Annotated in this window: 18 protein-coding genes; 2 read left to right on the forward strand and 16 right to left on the reverse strand. The window is 60.0% G+C overall.

Translation table 11 applies throughout. From position 1 onward, the window contains the following. Positions 1–39 precede the first annotated feature (39 nt). Positions 40–1,380, reverse strand: a complete 1,341-nt coding sequence (gene glnA / locus ACWICV_RS04675) for a type I glutamate--ammonia ligase (protein ID WP_105656784.1) — start codon at positions 1,378–1,380, stop codon at positions 40–42. 136 nt (positions 1,381–1,516) lie between these two features. On the opposite strand from glnA, the gene panB reads away from it, so the two are divergent. Further along, entirely contained in the window at positions 1,517–2,353 is an 837-nt protein-coding gene (gene panB / locus ACWICV_RS04680; protein WP_133834276.1) for a 3-methyl-2-oxobutanoate hydroxymethyltransferase, read from the forward strand. Positions 2,354–2,463: 110 nt separating this feature from the next. On the opposite strand, the gene ACWICV_RS04685 is transcribed toward panB, so the two are convergent. Then, positions 2,464–2,658, reverse strand: coding sequence for an SPOR domain-containing protein (locus ACWICV_RS04685; RefSeq protein WP_454090669.1), 195 nt, complete (start codon positions 2,656–2,658; stop codon positions 2,464–2,466). Positions 2,659–2,791: 133 nt separating this feature from the next. Between ACWICV_RS04685 and map the strand changes: the two genes are divergently transcribed. Beyond that, entirely contained in the window at positions 2,792–3,667 is an 876-nt protein-coding gene (gene map / locus ACWICV_RS04690; RefSeq protein ID WP_105656787.1) for a type I methionyl aminopeptidase, read from the forward strand. 82 nt (positions 3,668–3,749) lie between these two features. On the opposite strand, the gene nrdR is transcribed toward map, so the two are convergent. The 14 genes from nrdR to ftsW form a co-directional block, all read right to left on the reverse strand. Continuing rightward, positions 3,750–4,238, reverse strand: a complete 489-nt coding sequence (nrdR, locus tag ACWICV_RS04695) for a transcriptional regulator NrdR (protein ID WP_105656788.1) — start codon at positions 4,236–4,238, stop codon at positions 3,750–3,752. Positions 4,239–4,322: 84 nt separating this feature from the next. Next, the gene (gene hisD, locus ACWICV_RS04700) at positions 4,323–5,675 is read right to left on the reverse strand and encodes a histidinol dehydrogenase (protein WP_332727140.1); all 1,353 of its coding nucleotides are present in this window, start codon (positions 5,673–5,675) and stop codon (positions 4,323–4,325) included. A 77-nt stretch (positions 5,676–5,752) separates the two neighbouring features. After that, the gene (gene dnaE, locus ACWICV_RS04705) at positions 5,753–9,316 is read right to left on the reverse strand and encodes a DNA polymerase III subunit alpha (RefSeq protein WP_105656790.1); all 3,564 of its coding nucleotides are present in this window, start codon (positions 9,314–9,316) and stop codon (positions 5,753–5,755) included. 106 nt (positions 9,317–9,422) lie between these two features. After that, on the reverse strand, positions 9,423–10,367 hold the full coding sequence (locus ACWICV_RS04710) for an RluA family pseudouridine synthase (RefSeq protein WP_105656791.1): 945 nt from the start codon (positions 10,365–10,367) through the stop codon (positions 9,423–9,425). Beyond that, entirely contained in the window at positions 10,364–10,945 is a 582-nt protein-coding gene (gene lspA, locus ACWICV_RS04715) for a signal peptidase II (RefSeq protein ID WP_332485981.1), read from the reverse strand. The genes ACWICV_RS04710 and lspA overlap by 4 nt, the downstream gene beginning before the upstream one ends. Before the next feature lie 97 nt (positions 10,946–11,042). Further along, positions 11,043–11,792, reverse strand: coding sequence for a DivIVA domain-containing protein (locus ACWICV_RS04720; RefSeq protein ID WP_105656793.1), 750 nt, complete (start codon positions 11,790–11,792; stop codon positions 11,043–11,045). Positions 11,793–12,022: 230 nt separating this feature from the next. Continuing rightward, positions 12,023–12,319: a YggT family protein gene (locus ACWICV_RS04725; RefSeq protein WP_105656794.1), complete on the reverse strand. Its 297-nt coding sequence runs from the start codon at positions 12,317–12,319 to the stop codon at positions 12,023–12,025. 23 nt (positions 12,320–12,342) lie between these two features. Then, the gene (locus ACWICV_RS04730; RefSeq protein ID WP_105656795.1) at positions 12,343–12,894 is read right to left on the reverse strand and encodes a cell division protein SepF; all 552 of its coding nucleotides are present in this window, start codon (positions 12,892–12,894) and stop codon (positions 12,343–12,345) included. Between the two features lie 125 nt (positions 12,895–13,019). Beyond that, the gene (locus ACWICV_RS04735) at positions 13,020–13,742 is read right to left on the reverse strand and encodes a polyphenol oxidase family protein (protein WP_454090668.1); all 723 of its coding nucleotides are present in this window, start codon (positions 13,740–13,742) and stop codon (positions 13,020–13,022) included. A 20-nt stretch (positions 13,743–13,762) separates the two neighbouring features. Further along, positions 13,763–14,962, reverse strand: a complete 1,200-nt coding sequence (ftsZ, locus tag ACWICV_RS04740) for a cell division protein FtsZ (protein WP_105656797.1) — start codon at positions 14,960–14,962, stop codon at positions 13,763–13,765. A 219-nt stretch (positions 14,963–15,181) separates the two neighbouring features. Beyond that, entirely contained in the window at positions 15,182–15,916 is a 735-nt protein-coding gene (locus ACWICV_RS04745) for a cell division protein FtsQ/DivIB (RefSeq protein ID WP_332730616.1), read from the reverse strand. A gap of 62 nt (positions 15,917–15,978) precedes the next feature. Next, complete coding sequence (murC, locus tag ACWICV_RS04750; protein WP_454090667.1) at positions 15,979–17,376, reverse strand: UDP-N-acetylmuramate--L-alanine ligase; 1,398 nt, start codon at positions 17,374–17,376, stop codon at positions 15,979–15,981. A 4-nt stretch (positions 17,377–17,380) separates the two neighbouring features. Then, the gene (murG, locus tag ACWICV_RS04755; RefSeq protein WP_454090666.1) at positions 17,381–18,502 is read right to left on the reverse strand and encodes an undecaprenyldiphospho-muramoylpentapeptide beta-N-acetylglucosaminyltransferase; all 1,122 of its coding nucleotides are present in this window, start codon (positions 18,500–18,502) and stop codon (positions 17,381–17,383) included. 99 nt (positions 18,503–18,601) lie between these two features. Continuing rightward, positions 18,602–19,855, reverse strand: coding sequence for a putative lipid II flippase FtsW (gene ftsW / locus ACWICV_RS04760; RefSeq protein ID WP_400288274.1), 1,254 nt, complete (start codon positions 19,853–19,855; stop codon positions 18,602–18,604). Positions 19,856–19,881 lie beyond the last annotated feature (26 nt).

Genomic DNA, 19,881 nt, shown 5'->3' on the forward strand with positions numbered 1-19,881 from the left:
CTCCCGCATTTCGCCGCGCAGCTTCACGCGGCGAAGTCTCTAGAGGATTCCCAAATACTTGTTCAGTTCGTATGGGGTAATGACCTGGCGGTATTCTTCCCATTCGGTGCGCTTGTTCGACAGGAACGAGTTGAATACCTGCTCGCCGAGGATCTCGGCCATCAGTTCCGACTCTTCCATGGCGCGCAATGCGTCGTGCAGGCTGCCAGGCAGCGGAACGTGGCCCGAGGCGCGGCGTTCTGCCGTGGACAGGCTCCAGACATCATCCTCGGTTGGCTCTTCCAGCTCGTAGCCTTCGCGGATGCCCTTCAGCCCAGCGCCCAGCAATACTGCGTAGGCCAGGTACGGATTGGCTGCCGAGTCGATACCGCGGTATTCCACGCGGGCGGACTGTCCCTTGCCTGGCTTGTACAGCGGCACGCGGACCAGTGCCGAGCGGTTGTTGTGCCCCCACGAACGGTGGCTCGGCGCCTCCCCTCCACCCCACAACCGCTTGTACGAGTTCACGTACTGGTTGGTGATGGCGGTCATTTCCGGCGCATGGTGCAAGATGCCGGCGATGAAGGACCGGGCCACATCGGAGAGCTGGTATTCGCGGCCAGCTTCGAAGAACGCGTTAGCGTCACCTTCGAACAAGGAGAAGTGGGTATGCATGCCGCTGCCCGGATGGTCGGCAAATGGCTTGGGCATGAAGGTTGCGTGGATGCCCTTTTGCATCGCCATCTCCTTGATGACGGTACGGAAGGTCATGATGTTGTCGGCGGTCTGCAAGGCATCTGCGTAGCGCAGATCGATTTCGTTCTGGCCTGGACCTGTTTCGTGGTGGGAGAACTCCACCGAAATGCCCAGCGCTTCCAGCGTGGTCACGGAAGCACGGCGGAAGTCCTGCCCAACGCCATCTGGCACGTGGTCGAAGTAGCCACCGTTGTCGATCGGCTGGGGACGGCCATTGGCATCCAGCTGATCGTTCTCCAGCAAATAGAATTCGATCTCCGGGTGGGTGTAGCAAGTGAAACCCATATTCGATGCTTCGGCCAGCTGGCGCTTGAGCACCTGGCGCGGATCTGCATTGGACGGCTGGCCCTCAGGGGTCAGGATGTCGCAGAACATGCGGGAGGTCGGTTCGACTTCGCCGCGCCACGGCAAGATCTGGAAGGTGGCAGGATCTGGCTGAAGCAACATGTCAGACTCGGAGATCCGGGACAGTCCATCAATGGAGGAACCATCGAATCCCAGACCTTCTTCGAAAGCATCTTCAACTTCAGCAGGAGCCAACGCCACCGACTTGAGCGAACCAACGACGTCAGTAAACCACATTCGCACAAATCGAACGTCGCGTTCTTCAATGGTGCGCAGTACAAATTCCTGCTGACGATCCATTTTCCACCACCTTTGGGATTCTGATATCCGGCGCTGATCACAACCGGTAAGAAAATTGACCTGTGGCAACACTATATCGGTTCAGAACCGTCCCAACGATCAGCATCGCCCTGTGCAAGTGCGATAAAGTCGATTCATGCCACAACCATACCTAGGGAACCCTGAAAAAGGCCCGTCCCGTATCCGACTTCATCATTTGCAGCAGGCCAAGGACAATGGCGAAAAATTCGCGATGTTAACTGCTTATGACGTAATGATGGCAGAGATTTTCGATTCGGCCGGGATCGAGATGCTGCTGGTTGGCGACTCCGCTGCCAATACCGTACTCGGCTACGAGTCCACGCTGCCCATTACCCTCGACGAAATGATCATGTTCACCAAAGCTGTCGCCAACGGGGCCAAACGCGCCATGGTCGTTGCCGACCTCCCGTTTGGCAGCTACGAGCAGTCCCCTGCCCAGGCCGTTGCCACTGCGGTGCGCCTGATGAAGGAAGGCCATGCCCACGCGGTCAAGATGGAGGGCACCGCGCAATACGCCGAGCATGTCCGCGCCATGGTCCTTGCCGGAGTTCCCGTTATCGGGCACATCGGATTCACTCCGCAGTCCGAGCATGCATTGGGCGGGTACCGCGTGCAGGGCCGTGGCGACGCTGTAGAGCAGATGAAGCACGACGCTGTGCAATTGCAGGATGCAGGCGCCTTCTGCATCCTGATGGAAATGGTGCCAAGCCCGGTCGCTGCCAAAATCGATGCCGCGCTGAAGGTGCCGACCATCGGCATCGGCGCTGGCAACTCCACCACCGGACAGGTCCTGGTTTGGCAGGACATGCTGGGTCTTGGCGGAGGGCGCACCCCGCGCTTCGTGAAGAAGTACGCTGATCTGCGTGAAGTTGTCGGCAACGCGGTGCGCGAGTACCACCAGGACGTAGTTTCCGGCACCTTCCCCTCGGCAGAGTACGAGTTCAAGGAATAGAAGCCGGCTCACGCCATATCGCAAAGCGGTGCGCTGCCTCGATGTCATCCATCGTGGCAGCGCACCGCTTTGCCATTCGCTGCACCGGCCTGGCTCGGTGCCCTTGACTTCTACTCGTCGTCTTCTTCTGCGTCGTCCCACGCCTCATTGCGTGCCTGGACTTTCGCCATTGCCGCTTCGGCTTCAGCAACCGTGTCATATGGGCCAAGCAACTGCGACCAATCAGACTGCGGGCCATTCTCCACGGTCTTGGTCGAGACGTTGTACCAGTACTGCCCCTCGCCCGGGGTGCCAGCTGAGCTCATGGAAAACTCCTCTACTCTCGATTCTTGCTGCTTCTTCCACGGTATCCCAACCGGCGGAAAATAGGTGCAACACCACCTGATCTATCGGCTATCTCCTAGCGAAGCGGCAGATACGTGAAGCTAGAATAAAAGCATGGCTATTGCTTCAACTGCACCCCTTGGAAATCTCACCGCCGGCACGGTCTCCCCGGAACTTCCGGTACCGAAACACATTGAACGCCCCGAATACGTTGGCAAGAAGGAACCTGCCAGCAACACGGCTTCGGAAATCAAAAGCCCAGAAGTCATCGAACGCATTCGCATAGCTTCAAGAATTGCCGCTCAGGCACTGCAGGAAGTTGGCAAGGCTTGCCAGCCGGGAGCCACCACCGACCAGCTCGATCGGCTTGGCCACGAATTCCTCATGGATCACAACGCCTACCCGTCAACCCTGGGCTACCGCGGATTCCCCAAGTCGCTGTGCTCCTCGTTGAACGAGGTCATCTGCCACGGCATCCCGGACACCACCGTGTTGCAAGATGGCGACATCATCAATATCGATATCACCGCCTTCATCGGTGGCGTTCACGGAGATAACAACGCCACCTTCCTGGTCGGTGACGTGGATGAAGAATCGCGCCTGCTGGTCGAGCGCACCGAAAACTCGCTGAAGCGCGCTATCAAGGCCGTGATGCCAGGGCGTGAGATCAATGTGATCGGCCGAAGCATTGAAACCTACGCCAAGCGGTTCGGCTACGGCGTGGTCCGCGACTTCACCGGCCACGGCGTCGGCGAGGCCTTCCATTCCGGCTTGATCATCCCGCACTACGATGCGGCGCCGGCCTACAACACTCCCATCGAGCCGGGCATGGTTTTCACCATCGAGCCGATGCTCACCTTGGGCACCGTCGAATGGGACATGTGGGAAGACGACTGGACCGTGACCACCAAGGACAAGAAGCGCACCGCGCAGTTCGAGCACACCCTGCTGGTCACCGACGATGGCGCGGAAATTCTCACCCTGCCATAGCCGCTGCGACGCCTACGCCAAACGCCAGTGCCCGCGACCTCGAAAGGTCTGGGGCACTGGCGTTTGCTCTATGCGAAAACTGCTAGTCGGCCGAGAGCGGACGCTGGTTTCCCTGCGGAACCTTGCCACGGCGATCGCGCAGCCGGGCAATGGCGGTCTCGAAATCAGTCAGCGACTGGAAGTTGTGGTAGACACTGGCAAAGCGCAAGTAAGCGACCTCGTCGAGGCGCGACAATGGCTCCAAGATGGCCAAGCCCACCTGGTGGGCCGGGATTTCAGCAGCCCCGGAGGTCCGGACTGCCTCTTCGACTTCCTGGGCCAGGACGGCAAGATCGTGATCGGTGACCGGGCGGCCCTGGCAGGCCTTGCGAACACCGTTAATGACCTTGTTGCGCGAGAACGGTTCTACGGCACCGGACTGCTTGAGCACGTTGAGGCTGGCAGTTTCGGTGGTGGTGAAACGGCGCGAACAAGCCGTGCACTGGCGTCGGCGGCGGATCGAGACGCCGTCGTCGGCAACTCGACTATCGACCACTCGGGAATCCGCATTGCGGCAATACGGGCAGTTCACGGCACCTCCATCTGTAGCCTAAGAAGCATTCTCGGTTCACCCATGGTGGCAAGAATCAACTCATGTCACCTAACAGTTTAGCGTCTATTGCGCGTTTCGCACCGCGACCGCGTCTCCATGGGCTGGCAGGTCCTCGGCATTGGCAAGATTAATCACGTGAGCGGCCACTTCGCCCAGCGCGGCCTTGTCGTAGTTGATCACCTGGATGGCTTTCAAGAAGGTATTCACGTTCAGCCCCGAGGCGTGCAGCGCGGTGCCACTGGTCGGCAGCACGTGGTTGGATCCTGCGCAGTAGTCGCCCAGCGAAACCGGGGCATAGGCGCCGACAAACACGGCGCCAGCAGCGGTGATGCGGGCCGCGGTGGATTCCGCCTCGGCCACCATGATTTCCAGGTGCTCGGCGGCGTAGGCGTTGCACACCTCGATCCCCTGCTCCAGGTCCTTGACCAAGATGACGGCCGATTGGGATCCTGACAGTGCCTCTGTCACACGGGCGGAGTGCTTGGTGGCGGCAACCTGCACCATGAGTTCCTTGCGCACGCCAGCAGCCAGTTCAGGTGAATCGGTAATCAGCACGGCCGCGGCGTTGGCATCGTGTTCTGCCTGCGAAATCATATCGGCAGCGACGAAGCCCGGGTTAGCTCCCTTGTCGGCAAGAATCGCGATTTCCGTAGGACCAGCTTCAGCGTCAATGCCTACCACGCCCTTGACCAAGCGCTTGGCGGTTGCCACGAACACGTTGCCTGGACCGGAGATCACGTCAACCGGTTCGATCCCGCCACGCTCATCGTTCGGCAGGTCCACCCCGTAGGCGAACGCGGCAACAGCCTGGGCACCGCCCATGGCGTGCACCTCGTCGATGCCCAGCAGCTTGGCGGCAGCCAGGATGGTGGGGTGCGGCAGTCCGGCGAATTCCTTCTGCGGCGGGCTGGCCAGGGCTAGCGAGCTGACGCCGGCTGCCTGGGCAGGTACGGCGTTCATGATGACCGAGGACGGGTAGACGGCCAGGCCACCTGGCACGTACAGGCCGACGCGGCGCACCGGGACCCAGCGCTGGGTGACAGTTGCCCCGGTAGCGTAGCGGACTTCGGCGTCGTCGGGGCGCTGGGCCTTGGCGAATACGCGGGCGCGGTCAATGGATTCTTCCAGCGCCAGACGGACCTGCGGATCCAGTTCTTCCAGGGCGCGGTCCAGCTCATGCTGCGGCACACGGGTATGTTCCAGCTCAACGTGGTCAAAGCGCTGGGCCAGGTCCTTGAGTGTTTCCATGCCATGGGCGCGGACATCATCGATGATCTGCTGCACGGTTTCGGCAGCGGTCTGGGAGTTCATCTCCGGGCGCGGCAGCTTGGCTTTCAGCTGTGCGTAGCCCAGGGATTCGTTGCGCCAATCAAGGGTGGCGAGTGCTGAGAATTCGGTTTCTGGAATAGTGCTCACCTACCTAGTTTAACGCCGATGACCGGGGAAGGTTCATTAGTTACCTTCCACGGTCATCCAAGCCGTGATCCGATTACCTATACGTCCAGGCAGTGCGGGCCCAGCAGCACCTTCAAATCGCCGAACAAGGCAGGATTGGGGTTTACCCTGAAGTTCATGCCCAGGCGCAGCAGCGAGGTGCCGCGGCTGCCGGTGAGCTTCACCCGCACCTCGGTGTTGCCACTGTGCGTGCGCAGCACATCACCCAGCTTCTGCACCAGGGTTTCGGTGGCCTTGTGTGTCGGAATGCCGATGACTACCGGTCCCCCGTTGGCATCCTCGGAAATTTCCGGAATCATCATTTCCTGCGCGTTCAGGGTGATGGAGCCGTCATCGCGGCGCTGCACGCGCCCCTTGATGACCACGATCAGGTCATCGGCCAGGATCTCGGCGATCGGCTGGTAGGCCTGGCCGAAGAACATGACCTCCATCGAACCGGAGAGGTCTTCGATCTCGCAGCGCGCATACGGGTTGCCGCTCTTCTTGGCGATGCGCCGCTGCAGACCGGAAATCATGCCGGCGATGGAAATAATGTGGCCATCCTGCGGGCCGTCATCCGAGAGCACGTGCGTGACCGGCATGTCAGCGTACTGGTCCAGGGCCGAGCCCAGTCCCTGCAGCGGGTGGTCGGAAACGTACAGGCCGAGCATGTCGCGCTCGTAGGCCAGTTTTTCCTTCTTGTCCCAATCGGGCATGTCGGGGATCGCCACGTGCATCGACTCCGAGGACTCATCCGCGCCCAGGGCGCTGAACAGGTCGAACTGGTTGGCCGCCTCGTTGCGCTTGACCTGGATCACCGAATCCACGGCTTCTTCGTGGATGGCCACCAGCGCCCGGCGTGGATGCTTCATGGAGTCGAAGGCACCGGCCTTGATCAGCGATTCAATGGTTCGCTTGTTGCAGACCACGGCCGGGACCTTGCCCAGGAAATCGTTGAAGTCGTTGTAGTTGCCCTTCTCCGTGCGGGCCTCGACCATGCCGGCCACCGCATTGGTGCCGACGTTGCGGATGGCGCCCATGCCGAAGCGGATATCCTTGCCCACTGGGGTGAAGTTCAACGCCGATTCGTTGACATCCGGCGGCAGCACGGTGATGCCGATGTGGCGGCATTCGTTAAGGTACAGTGCCAGCTTGTCCTTGTCATCGCCCACCGAGGTCAGCAGCGCGGCCATGTATTCGGCCGGGTAGTGCGCCTTGAGGTAGGCGGTCCAGTAGGAGACCACGCCGTACGCGGCCGAGTGGGCCTTGTTGAACGCGTAGTCGGAGAATGGCAGCAAGATGTCCCACAGGGTCTGCACGGCGGCGTCCGAGTAGCCGTTGTCGTTCATGCCCTGCTTGAAGCCGGCGAACTGCTTATCCAGTTCCGACTTCTTCTTCTTGCCCATGGCACGGCGCAAGATATCGGCCTGGCCCAGCGAGTAGCCGGCCAGCTTCTGCGCAATAGCCATAACCTGCTCCTGATACACGATCAGGCCGTAGGTGCCGCCGAGGATCTCTGCCAGCGGTTCAGCGAGCTCCGGGTGGATTGGGGTGACTTCCTGCAACCCGGTCTTGCGCAGGGCGTAGTTGGTGTGGGAGTTGGCGCCCATCGGGCCCGGACGGTACAGCGCGATCACTGCGGAGATGTCTTCGAAGTTATCGGGGCGCATCATCTTCAGCAGCGAGCGCATGGGACCGCCATCGAGCTGGAACACGCCCAGGGTGTCGCCGCGGGCCAGCAGGTTGTAGGCCTCGGGGTCCTCGATACTCAGGGTCTCGAGGTCGATTTTGGTGCCGGTGTTGTACTCGATGTTCTCCAGGGCATCGGAAATGATGGTGAGGTTGCGCAACCCCAGGAAGTCCATCTTGATCAGCCCCAGGCCTTCACAGGTCGGGTAGTCGAACTGGGTAATGACCTGTCCATCCTGGATGCGCCGCATGATGGGGATGACGTCGATGATCGGGTCCGAGCTCATGATCACGCCGGCGGCGTGCACGCCCCACTGGCGCTTCAGGCCTTCCAGGCCCTTGGCCGTCTCGAAGACGCGGGCCGCCTCCGGGTCATTGGCCACCAGGTTGCGGAAGTCCCCCGCCTCCGAATAGCGCTTGGATTGCGGGTTCTCGATGTCGTTCAGCGGGATGTCCTTGGCCATCACCGCCGGCGGCAGCGCCTTGGTCAGGGTCTCGCCCATGCTGAACGGGTAGCCGAGCACGCGCGATGAGTCCTTCAGCGCCTGCTTGGTCTTGATTGAACCGTAGGTCACGATCATCGATACGCGCTCATCACCGTACTTCTCGGTCACGTACTTGATGACCTCGGAACGGCGGCGATCATCGAAGTCGACATCGAAGTCGGGCATGGAAACACGTTCCGGGTTCAGGAAACGCTCGAAGATCAGGCCGTGCACCAGCGGATCGAGGTCCGTGATGCGCATGGCGTAGGCGACCATGGAGCCTGCACCCGAACCACGCCCCGGGCCAACACGGATGCCGTGGTCCTTGGACCAGTTGATGAAGTCGGCCACGACCAGGAAGTATCCCGGGAAGCCCATCTTGATGATGACGTCCAGCTCGTAGTCTGCCTGCTTGCGCGAAGCTTCTGGGATGCCGTTCGGGTAGCGGTAGTGCAGTCCCTTGTCGACTTCCTTGATCAGCCAGCTGGTTTCGTCCTCCCCCGGCGGGCAAGGGAATTTCGGCATGTAGTTGGCGTTCGTGTCGAAGGAGACCTCGACCCGGTCGGCGATCGCCAGGGTGTTGTCGCAGGCTTCGGGAAATTCCTTGAACAAATCGCGCATTTCGCGCGCCGATTTCAGGTAGTAGCCGGTGCCGGAAAAAGCGAAGCGGCTGCCGCCCTGGTCATAGGTGGGCTCGTCGAGCGTGGAGCCGGAGTTGATGGCCAGCAGCGCCTCGTGGGCCTTGGCATCGGATTCATGGGTGTAGTGCAGGTCGTTGGTAGCCACCAGCGGAATGCCCAGTTCCTTGGCCAGGCGCAGCAGGTCCTTGGTGATGCGGCGTTCGATCTCCAGACCGTGGTCCATGATCTCGCAGAAGTAGTTTTCCTTGCCGAATAAATCCTGCAGTTCAGCCGCGGCCGCCTTCGCCGCATCGTACTGGCCCAGGCGAAGCTTGGTCTGGACTTCACCCGAAGGGCAGCCGGTCGTGGCAATGAGGCCTTCGTGGTGCTCGTTGAGCAGCTCGCGGTCCCAGCGCGGGTATTTGCCGAACACGGAGTCCAGCGAGGCGCGGGACGAACCCTTGAAAAGGTTGTCCATGCCCTTGTTGTTGTACGAGAGCAGGGTCATGTGGTTGTACAGGCCGCCACCGGAAACGTCATCGCCCTTTTGCGATTCGTCGGTACGCCATTTCACGCGGGTCTTGTCGTCGCGCGCGGTGCCCGGGGTGACATAGGCTTCTACGCCGATGATCGGCTTAACGCCAGCTCCGGTGGCTTGGCGCCAGAAATCGAAGGCACCGAACAGGTAGCCATGGTCGGTAATCGCCATGGCTTCCATGCCCTGCCGGTTAGCTTCGGCGAAGAGTTCGCCTAGGCGCGCCGCACCGTCCAGCATGGAGTATTCGGTGTGGGTATGAAGATGGACAAATCCGTCACGTGTAGCACTCACCCAACCAGTCTAGCGATCAAACCCGGACTTGGGCCCACCCCGGCGCGGTGCTGTGGCTAGCACGACACAAGGTGCTGCCGGCCAGTGGCCAACAGCACCTTGGAACTCAGTATCCGCCTTCGCGCAGCAGCTCGACGGCGCCTGCCAGATCCGCAGGATATTCGCTTTCGTATTCCATCCACTGGCCGGAGACCGGATGGGAGAATCCAAGACGTTTTGCATGCAGCCACTGCCGGGTCAGGCCCAGGGCGGCACCCAGCTTGGGATCCGCTCCGTAGGTCTGGTCTCCGGCACAAGGGTGCCCGAAGGCTGAGAAGTGGACGCGGATCTGGTGGGTGCGCCCGGTTTCCAGTTGCACCTCGACCAGCGAGGCGCGGCCGAAGGCCTCGATCACCTTGTAGTGGGTGACCGAGTCCCGCCCGCCATCCAGGACAGCGAACTTCCAGTCGTGGCCCGGGTGGCGCCCGATCGGCGCGTCGATGGTGCCTTCCAGCGGGTCAGGCAGGCCCTGCACAACCGCATGGTAGATCTTCTTGGGGGTGCGTTCCTTGAAGGCGCGCTTCAGTTCGGTGTAGGCGCGTTCGGTTTTCGCCACGACCATCAGGCCGCTGGTGCCCACGTCCAAGCGGTGCACTATGCCTTGGCGTTCGGCGGCACCGGAAGTGGTGATGTTGTAGCCCTCGGCCATGAGTGCGCCGACAACTGTCGGGCCCACCCACCCCGGGGATGGATGGGCTGCGACACCCACGGGCTTGTCGATGACCACATAGTCATCGTCGTCCGCGATAATCTTCAGCTCTTCCACTTTCTCAACCTTAATTTCTAATGGGTCTGCCTGCGGCGGGATGGTGACTACCAGCTGGTCCCCCGCCTTGATCTTCAGAGATTTGGCAATGGTTCGTCCGTTGACCTGGATCTGCGAATCCTTGCAAAGGCTCGAAGCCAAGGTGCGCGGGATCTGCAGGGACCGGGAGATATAGGCGTCAAGGCGTGCGCCGGCATCGGCTGGGTCAACCAGCAGTTCGTGAATGGTGGTTTCGTTCGAGATCATGCGTTTGGTTCTGCTTCGTCCTTGTTGGACTTGTCTTTCTTTGGAGGATCGCCAATGCTGCCATCGAGGTTGCGCCCGCGGATGAGCATGTACGCCACCGCGATCATGGAACAGACGATGAAGGAGTCGGCGACGTTGAAGATAGCGAAGTGGGTGACGGAAAACATGTCTACCACATGGCCGAATCCGAAGCCCGGTTCACGGAACAGCCGGTCCACGACATTGCCCAGGACACCGCCGAGCAGGCAGCCCAGGGCTATGGCCCAGCTTCTGGACAGCACCTTGCGGAAAAACAGGTAAATGACGTAGACCGCGACTGCCGATTGCAGGATCGCGAAGACTATGGTGAAGTCTTCGCCGATGGAGAAGGCGGCACCAGGGTTCAGGATGTAGTGGATGTTGAAGAATCCGGGAATCACTTCAATCGATTGGCCAAGCCGCATGTTCTGTTCAACGGCAATTTTGACGGTTTGGTCCAGTACCAGCGCGATCAGAGCGATCACGAGGCCAAGGCCAACGTATTTCTTCGCCTTCGCGCCCGCGTTTCCGGATTGAACTGCGTCCACAGTGGTACCCATTATTTCCTCTTAAACGTCAACGGTGGTGATCGGAATGTATCCGTTCACCACCGTTGATCTTACTTGATAGCTAGATCAAGTTATGAACTGTCAGCGACTAGCTGGTCTTGCCTGCCGCACCAGCATCGATCGAACCCTGGGACTCAAGGTCACGCAGCTGTCCTTCGATGTAGGTCTTCAGGCGAGCACGGTAATCGCGTTCGAAGCCACGCAACTGCTCGAGCTTGCGCTCCAGAACCGACTTCTGCTGCTCCAAGGCCGACAAGGTCTTGCGGCTCTTCTCTTCAGCGGTGGTGACCAAGGTGTTAGCTTCGGTCTTCGCTTCGGAGATGATCTTGTCGCGCTGCTCGACACCGGCAGCGACGTACTCGTCGTGCAGACGCTGAGCCATGGACAGCACGTTGGCTGCCGACTCTGCGGATTCGGAGCGAGGAGTTGCAGCTGGCGCTGCTGCTGCGGCCGGAGCTGCAGGTGCCTTCTCAGCGGCAGCTGGCTTAGCTTCTGCCTTCTTTTCCTCAGCTGGCTTGGCAGCTGGGGTTTCTGCCTTCGCTGGCTCTGCAGGCTTAGCTTCTGCCTTCTTCTCTTCAGCTGGCTTAGCAGCTGGAGCAGCAGGAGTAACTGGCGCGGCCGAAACAGGCGCAGGAACAGCCTGCTCCTTCGATACCGAACCCGCATCTTCGCCAAGTTCGGCAAGGCGGCTGCGTAGAGCCTCGTTCTCACCGGTTAGGCGACGCAGCTCCACAACGATTTCGTCGAGGAAGTCATCTACCTCGTCTTGGTCGTAGCCTTCACGGAACTTGGTCGGCTGAAACCGCTTATTGACTACGTCTTCTGGCGTCAGAGCCATTGGGTCACCTCAATACTGGGATCATTTCCGCACGACCATTGTCTTGCCTTGCGAAACACTTACCGTTTTTGTCAGTGTCGCGACCGGTGAAGTCGGAGCACCATTTCCTAAAGGATATAACGATTTGGACAATTATTACGAAATCGAGCTTACGCGCGAGTCTCATATTCTTTGAATCTACAGCTTTTGACTGCTCAGGACAATCCCCGTGAAGCACGGAAATGCCCTAATCAGATCCCTGTCCTGAGGCCCAGGTTGGCTACCACCGCTTTAAGAATGATTACGACGATGAACAACACAAGAAAGGACAGGTCAAGACGGATTCCGCCGAGATCCAGGGGTTTGATCTTCCGGCGCAACCAGCGCAGCGGAGGATCGGTAATCGACACGATTGCACTTGCGACAATCAATGCGATGCCTTTGGGTCGCCAGTGGCGAGCAAAGCTTTCCGTTACATCCAACACAATTCTCATTAAGAGCAGAATCTGGAGGATGGCTAAGGCGAGATAGATGATCCCGAACACCATTTTGTGCTTGTGCTCCTGGTGTCTTAGCTCTGATTAAAGAAGGTCGCTTGCGCTTCGGACTGCTTGCGATCTTCACCGAGGACCTCAACGGTCGCTGGCGAGAGCAAGAAGACCTTGTTCGTGACTCGCTCAATGGAGCCGTGCAGGGCGAAAACAAGTCCTGCCGAGAAGTCGACGAGGCGCTTGGCATCGGTTTCACCCATGTCGGTGACATTCATAATCACCGGGATGCCGTCACGGAAGTTCTCACCGATGATCTTGGCATCGTTATAAGAACGAGGGTGGACGGTAGTAATCTGACGCAATTCGGAATCCTCATCCCGTACTGAAGGGGCACGCTTAATAGGGGTGACCGGAGCACGGTATTCCGTCTCTGGTTCTCTAGCTTGAGTTTGCGGCGCAGCCTGCCTTGCAACAGGCTGTGGGCGTGGGGCTTCGGCAGGTCGCTTTGGAGCTGTGTCCTCAACTACCCGAACCTGGGTCTTGGGCTCAGCGTGTTGTGTCTGGGTCTCTTCCTGCTCGACGGCGTCCGCCAAGCCGAGATATACCATTGCCTTACGCAGTCCGTCAGCCACGATGTTTCTCCTCGTTTATCCCATGCATGCAACCCCATTGCACGCTTCCGCTACTTCGACGCTACCGCACAAAATAATGCAGGCATCGTTCATTCGATCAATTCTTGGCGGTGTGTCGCGCACGCCTACGCGGCGGTCCAGATGAGTCCGGCAAGTCGTCCTGCACGGCTTGAACGCCGGTAGGAATAGTAGCTTTCGTCTTCCAAGGTGCAGACACCGGATTGCCGGACGTCCACCCCGAGGCCGCGCAGTTCTTGTTCGGCTGAGGCCGGAAGGTCCAGCCCATGGGTCCCCCAGCGAGTCGTGGTGCGAATCCCGGTGCGCAACTCTTCGGATTCCTGGGCCATGCTTTCTGGAACTTCATAGCATCGGCCGCAGATCGAAGGGCCGATCACGGCTTCCACTGTGTCGGCACCATGAGCTTTCAGGCCCTCGACCGTTTTTGCCAGGATCCCGTCGAGCAGCCCGCGCCGGCCAGCGTGGGTTGCGGCACTCAGGGTTTGCCCATTGCGCGTGTTTCTTCCGACAAAGAGCACCGGAAGGCAGTCGGCGACCATCACTGCCAGGGGCTGGGTGCCAGTTGTGTCCAGCAATCCATCGCAGGTTGGCGCTGCCGGCTCTAGCCACGAGGTGCGCCGCACCGGCGTGACCTCATATACATCGGCGGAGTGCACCTGGTTCATGAAGTTAAGCGAGAAGCGTCGAACCCCGATCAAGTCCTCCAATTTGGCTCGATTCTCCGCCACAAGGCGGGGATCGTCATTCACGTGCAGGGCGAGGTTTCCCTCAGCCTGCGATGTGAATGCCAGTTGGATGCTCGGATCGAGGTTCGACGCGAAATGTAGCACTGCTCAGCTTCTTGCTGTTTTTACTTCAGGAAGTCCGGGACATCCAGGTCGTCGTTCGAACCGTTCAGGTCCGAGTCGACAACATCTGGAAGGTCCTGGAAGGAGCTAGCCTGCTCTGCGGCAGCTGGCTTCTCATGAGCAACCTGGGCTGGCTTCGCAGCTTCGGTTGCAGCAGGTGCTGGTGTTTCTGGAATGCTCGCTGGCACTTGCTCAGCCGGGCGCGCGGAGACAGCTGGCTTTGCTGCGACCGGTGCCATTGGCTTGCTGGTGACGTCTGGCTCGTCGAAGCCGGCTGCAATCACGGTGACACGTGCTTCGTCGCCCAAGGCGTCGTCAATGACGGCACCGAAGATGATGTTGGCTTCCGGGTGGGCAACTTCCTGCACGAGGCGTGCAGCTTCGTTGATTTCGAACAAGCCGAGGTCGGAGCCGCCCTGGATGGAGAGCAGGACGCCGTGGGCGCCATCGATAGAAGCTTCGAGCAGTGGCGAGGCAATAGCCAGCTCCGCTGCCTTCACTGCACGGTCTTCGCCCCGCGCCGAACCGATGCCCATCAATGCCGAGCCTGCGCCCTGCATAACGGACTTCACGTCGGCGAAGTCGAGGTTGATCAGGCCCGAGGTGGTGATCAGGTCGGTAATGCCCTGCACGCCGGAGAGCAGAACCTGGTCTGCCTGGCGGAATGCATCGAGCACCGATACGTTGCGATCCGAGATCGACAGCAGTCGATCGTTCGGGATCACAATGAGGGTATCCACTTCGTCGCGCAGGGCTTCGATGCCCGACTCGGCGGAGTTAGCGCGGCGGCGACCCTCGAAGGTGAATGGACGGGTGACCACGCCGATGGTCAGCGCGCCAAGCGAGCGGGCAATGCGGGCCACGACCGGCGCGCCGCCGGTACCAGTACCGCCGCCTTCGCCAGCGGTCACGAAGACCATGTCCGCGCCGCGCAGGACGTCTTCGATTTCTTCTACATGATCTTCCGCTGCCTGGCGTCCCACATCAGGGTTGGCGCCAGCGCCCAGGCCACGAGTCAGTTCGCGTCCTACGTCGAGTTTGACGTCGGCATCACTCATAAGCAGAGCCTGGGCATCGGTGTTAATGGCGATGAACTCTACGCCCTTGAGACCGACTTCGATCATTCGATTGACTGCGTTTACACCGCCACCGCCGATTCCGACGACTTTAATGACCGCGAGGTAATTCTGTGGAGCTGCCACGTCCCGCTTCCCTTGTTAGATGTGCTACATATTTCACGACTCCAGCTAAAGACCTTCACCTTTAGCCTTAAGGTTAAGATTCTGTCAAGCTGTCGTTATTAGAAACGCTATGAGTCGTGTGGTCTTTCTGCAACGACCGCCTAGGCGTGTCGCTTATTCAAAACTATCTTTCCAGAATTTCTTGGCTTATTGGTCTTCCCGCGCCCAGAGCACCGCGACTTAATAGACCACGGGATTTTCTGGGTTGGTGACGTCGATGGTCGTCTTGGCCGCGTGCTTTTTCTCAAGCTCTTTCAAGAAGATCGTCGCCACTTCATTTTTCAGGGCCGCTTTCTTGGCGTCTCCCCAAATCAAAGTACGGTTCTTCGGCAACGCCAGTTCGGCGAACCCTGCCTTGGACAAGGATGCCGTTGAGACTTCCTTGAGCACTTTCTTGTCAACGGTGCTCAAGATTCCGGTCAGCAGCTTGAACTGCTCCGGATCAGCAGTGACGTCGGTGGCCTTGATCTTGGGCAACTTGTCCTTGTCATTCTTGCCGACGGTGCGAAGCTTCTTGCCGGTCTCGGAGACCAGGTACTGCTTCTTGCCCTCCAGCAAGATGGCCACCGGCACAGCTTCGATTACCTCAACGACCAAGGTGTTGGGCATCTGGGCCTTGACCACGATTTCGTCGATAGCCGGCTGCTCGCCGATCAGCTCCTGGACCCTCGATTCAGAGATCCGCGGCAGCGGAACGCCCTTCAATGGTTGAAGGGACTTCCCCAGCTTCTCGGAATTGACCAGCTTGGTGCCGGTTACTTCGATCTTCTTGGCAGCGATCACCGGTGAGAAGCTCAAGATCAAAACCGCAGCGAGGCTGAGCACGACGATGCATGCCGCGAGAATAATCAGGATCTTGCGCCGTTTTTTCTCCGGGCTCTCCGGAAGTTCTACGACTTTTGCTGCTTCACCCATGGATCACCTTGGTAGACGGAAGTGGACCAACTGCGATGGCCTCGGACTCGGGACGGAATTCGTCAGCTCAGCGACTTGACGATGTCTGGACCTAGCGCTGTGACATCGCCGGCGCCAATGGTCATGATGACATCGCCCGGCTCGGACTGCTCAACGACGTGCGCTACAGCGGCTGCCGGCGAAAGTACCTGGGCAGGAACCTCGATGCGCGATGCGATCAGTTCGCTGTCCACGCCATCGATAGGTTCTTCACGTGCCGGGTAAATATCCAGCACGGCCACCGAATCGGCCAGGGACAAGGCCTGGGCAAATTGGCGGAAGAACTCTTGGGTACGGCTGAACAGGTGCGGCTGGAAGACAATGTGCAGCCGGCCGGTGCCGGCCACCGTACGGCCGGCGGTCAGCGCTGCCTGCACCTCGGTCGGGTGGTGCGCGTAGTCGTCGTAGACACGGACCTCTGCGGCTTCACCCTTGAATTCGAATCGGCGAGCTGCCCCGGAGAAACTGGAGAGCGCCTGCAGCGCTTCGTCAACGTCCACACCTGCATCAATGCCGACAGACAATGCGGCGGCAGCATTAAGCAGGTTGTGCTGGCCGGGCACTGCCAGATCCAGGATGCGGCTTTGTCCGCTGCCCCATTCGATGGTTGCGGTGAAGCGGCCGTCTTCGGTGGCGCAGGCATCGGAAAGGCGGCGGTCGGCGTGATCGCTGAAGCCGTAGGTCTGCACGCGGATTTCCGGACGCTCTGCGCGCATCTTGTGCGCCAGATCGTTGGAACCCTCATCATCTGCACAGCAGATCAGCAAGCCGTCTGCCGGCAATAGCCTGGCGAAGTCCACGAAGGCCTGGTGCACTGCTTCAGCGGTACCGTAGTGATCCAGGTGGTCGGCTTCGACGTTGGTCACGATGATGGCATCCGGCCGGTAGTTGAGGAAGGAAGCGTCGGATTCGTCCGCTTCGGCCACGAAGTAGGATCCGGATCCGAGCTCGGCGTTGGTGCCCAGGCTTGGAATATTCGCTCCCACGGCGAAGCTCGGACGCGCGCCAATGGTCTTGAGCATATGGGCGGTCAGCGAAGTGGTGGTGGTCTTGCCGTGAGTACCGGCGATGGCCACGATCTTCTCGTGGCCGCGCATGGTAGCTTCCAGGCCTTCGGAGCGGTGCAAGATTCGCAGTCCGCGGCGCAGGGCTTCGTCGTATTCCGGGTTTCCGGCCTTGATGATCGAGGAGATCACCAAGGTGTCGGCGTCGCCGAGGTTCGCTGGGTCGTAGCCTACGTGGATTCGCGCGCCGCGCTCACGCAAGCCATCGAGCACCGGGAGATCCTTGGCATCGGTGCCGGAGACAGCCAGGCCGTAGTCGAGCAGCAGCCGTGCAACCGCTGATACGCCAACCCCGCCTACACCCATCAGGTGTACCTTGCCCAGATCGGCGTTCAGTTCGTCGGCTCGCAGTGCCATGGTTCTAGCCTTCCTGACCCGCACGGCGGCGGGTTGAAACTTCATCAATAATCCGTCGCGCCATGATCTGCGCGGCGTCGCGCTGCCCCAATGAGGCAGCGGCTTGAGACATCTTTTCAATTTTATGCTGATCGGTCAGCAGATTGATGACATTTTCGCTGATATAGGACTTTGTGAACTCCGCGTCGGAAACCAGGACGGCTCCCCCGGCAGCGACCAGTTCACGGGAGTTGAGCTTTTGCTCGCCGTTGCCGATGGGCAGCGGAACCAGTACCGAGGCCGTGCCAGCTACGGCCAGTTCGCAGACGGTGCCCGCGCCGGAGCGGCAGATCATCAAATCCGCGACGGCGTAGGCGTAGTCCATGCGGTCCACGTATTCGGTCTGGCTGTAGCCTTCATGGGACAGCAGATTGCCCGAGGCGTCCAGAATCTGCTTTCCGCGTCCGGTGATGTGGATAGTGTGGATGCCAGCTGCGTTCAGCTCGTCCAGGGACTGCTCGATGGCGGTATTGATGCTCTGTGCTCCGGAGGATCCACCGGTGACCAGAAGTACCGGCTTCTGCCCGGTGATACCGAAGTACCCGCGTGCTTCGCCTCGCAGCGCGGCTTTGTCCATGGTGGCAACGTTGGAGCGCATCGGCATGCCCACCTGCATCTCACCGGGCAGCCCGGTGTTGGCGAAAGTGGTTCCGACGAATGCCGCGTTCTTTGCCCCGAGCTTGTTTGCCATGCCGGCAACGGAGTTGGCCTCATGCACGAAGATGGGCAGCTTCAGCTGCTTCGCGGCAAGATATGCCGGGGTGCAGACATAACCGCCGACGCCCAGGACGGCCTCGGCCTTGGTAGTGCGCAGAACGTTCTTGGCGTTGTTAATGGCCTTGATGAAACGGAAAGGGAACTTGAGCAGATCCACGTTGATGCTGCGTGGCATCGGGGCCTTGGGGATGAGTTCGAGCGGGTAGCCGGCTTCCGGCACCAGCTTGGTTTCCAGACCACCGGGAGAACCCAGTGCTGTGACCATTGCTTCGGGATGCTCGGCCTTCACGGCATCAGCTATGGCCAGCATGGGCGAGATATGGCCGGCAGTTCCGCCGCCGGCGACGACTAGACGAAGTGCTTCGCTCATCTGTTGCTGTACTCCTTCGTCCTGCCAATGGGCAGGATCAACGTCCACCGCAGATTCAGCGATGGGCCTCTGCTTCTGATAGCGGCCGATAGCGGCGCACTATTTGGTTTTCTTGCTCTTTGCCGGTTTCTTTTCCAGCATTGCTTCGAATTCAAGTTTTTGTGCCCGGGCCGAGGAGAGGACATAGCCCATTGCCAGCATGATGGCGAGCATCGCCGAGCCGCCGGAGGAAATGAACGGCAGCGGAACACCGATCACGGGAAGTACGCCGGTGACGGTACCCAGATTCACGAAGGTCTGGCCGATGACCCAGGACATCAGGCAACCCATGAGCACCTTGGTGTACAAGTCCTTGGCGCGTGCTGCAATGCGATACATCGCCAAGGCCAGCAGCATGAACATGACCAGGACGAACAGCACGCCGATCAGGCCGAACTCTTCACCCAGGATGGAGAAGATGAAGTCGTTCTGCGCCTCAGGCACATAGGACCACTTCATGCGGGACTGGCCTGCGCCCACACCGAACCAGCCGCCGGAGGCAAAGGCGTGAAGGCCCATGCTGGCCTGGTAGCAAAGGTCGCTGCTCGGGCCGCAATCGGTATCAAGCCAAGCGAGGATGCGCTGGCGGCGGTTGGAGGAAGCGAAGATCGCCACGGACAGGCCCAGGACACCGACCACCGAAAACGCCGCCAGCCACTTCATCCGGATGCCGCCCAAGAACATCGCCGAGGCAATGATCATCAACAAGACCAGCGCTGTACCTACGTCCTTGCCGACCACGATGAGGCCAACAATGAAGACCCCCACCGGGGCAACCACTGGGACGACCAAATGCTTGATGTCGTGCAGCAGATGCTGCTTCTTTTCCAGCATGAACGCGGCAAAAACAGACAACGCCAGTTTGGCGAACTCGCTGGGCTGCAGGCCGAAGCCGCCGATGCGGATCCAGTTTCGGTTGCCGAGCACCGTATGGCCCAATGGCGTGAACGCCACGAGGAACAACAGGACCACTGCCGCAATAACGGAAGGCCAGGCCAGCCGCTTCAGCGTTTCCGGCTTGATCCGCTGCATGACCAGCATGCAGAGAATACCCAAGGCGGCAAAGCCACCCTGGGACAGCGCCACGGTGAAACCGTCCCTGCCCTTCGCGATCGCTTCAACCGACGCCGATGACTGGACCATGACCACACCGAAAACGGCCAGCACGATGGAGCCCACGAGCACCAGCCAGTAGTCGGTGGAGGCCATGCGGCCGCTGGAGTTCTCGACGGTTCCGAGCATCCTGCCGAATCTCACGTACCAAGGGAGTTCGGCTTTGGAACCTGCTGGCTTCTTGTTCATTTTCATCGCCATCGGTGCCTCCTGCCTCGGTGTCGTTT

This window comes from Glutamicibacter sp. NPDC055354, assembly GCF_053644955.1.

Excerpts from the sequence above, each read along its gene's own strand:
- ACWICV_RS04710 (WP_105656791.1), bottom strand. The coding sequence starts at position 10,367 with ATGATCTCGAACGAAACCACCATTCACGAACTGCTGGTTGACCCAGCC.
- ftsW (WP_400288274.1), bottom strand. The coding sequence starts at position 19,855 with ATGGCGATGAAAATGAACAAGAAGCCAGCAGGTTCCAAAGCCGAACTC.
- murG (WP_454090666.1), bottom strand. The coding sequence starts at position 18,502 with ATGAGCGAAGCACTTCGTCTAGTCGTCGCCGGCGGCGGAACTGCCGGC.
- map (WP_105656787.1), top strand. The coding sequence starts at position 2,792 with ATGGCTATTGCTTCAACTGCACCCCTTGGAAATCTCACCGCCGGCACG.
- ACWICV_RS04745 (WP_332730616.1), bottom strand. The coding sequence starts at position 15,916 with ATGGGTGAAGCAGCAAAAGTCGTAGAACTTCCGGAGAGCCCGGAGAAA.
- lspA (WP_332485981.1), bottom strand. The coding sequence starts at position 10,945 with ATGGGTACCACTGTGGACGCAGTTCAATCCGGAAACGCGGGCGCGAAG.
- murC (WP_454090667.1), bottom strand. The coding sequence starts at position 17,376 with ATGGCACTGCGAGCCGACGAACTGAACGCCGATCTGGGCAAGGTACAC.
- ACWICV_RS04685 (WP_454090669.1), bottom strand. The coding sequence starts at position 2,658 with ATGAGCTCAGCTGGCACCCCGGGCGAGGGGCAGTACTGGTACAACGTC.
- ACWICV_RS04725 (WP_105656794.1), bottom strand. The coding sequence starts at position 12,319 with ATGGTGTTCGGGATCATCTATCTCGCCTTAGCCATCCTCCAGATTCTG.
- panB (WP_133834276.1), top strand. The coding sequence starts at position 1,517 with ATGCCACAACCATACCTAGGGAACCCTGAAAAAGGCCCGTCCCGTATC.
- glnA (WP_105656784.1), bottom strand. The coding sequence starts at position 1,380 with ATGGATCGTCAGCAGGAATTTGTACTGCGCACCATTGAAGAACGCGAC.
- ACWICV_RS04720 (WP_105656793.1), bottom strand. The coding sequence starts at position 11,792 with ATGGCTCTGACGCCAGAAGACGTAGTCAATAAGCGGTTTCAGCCGACC.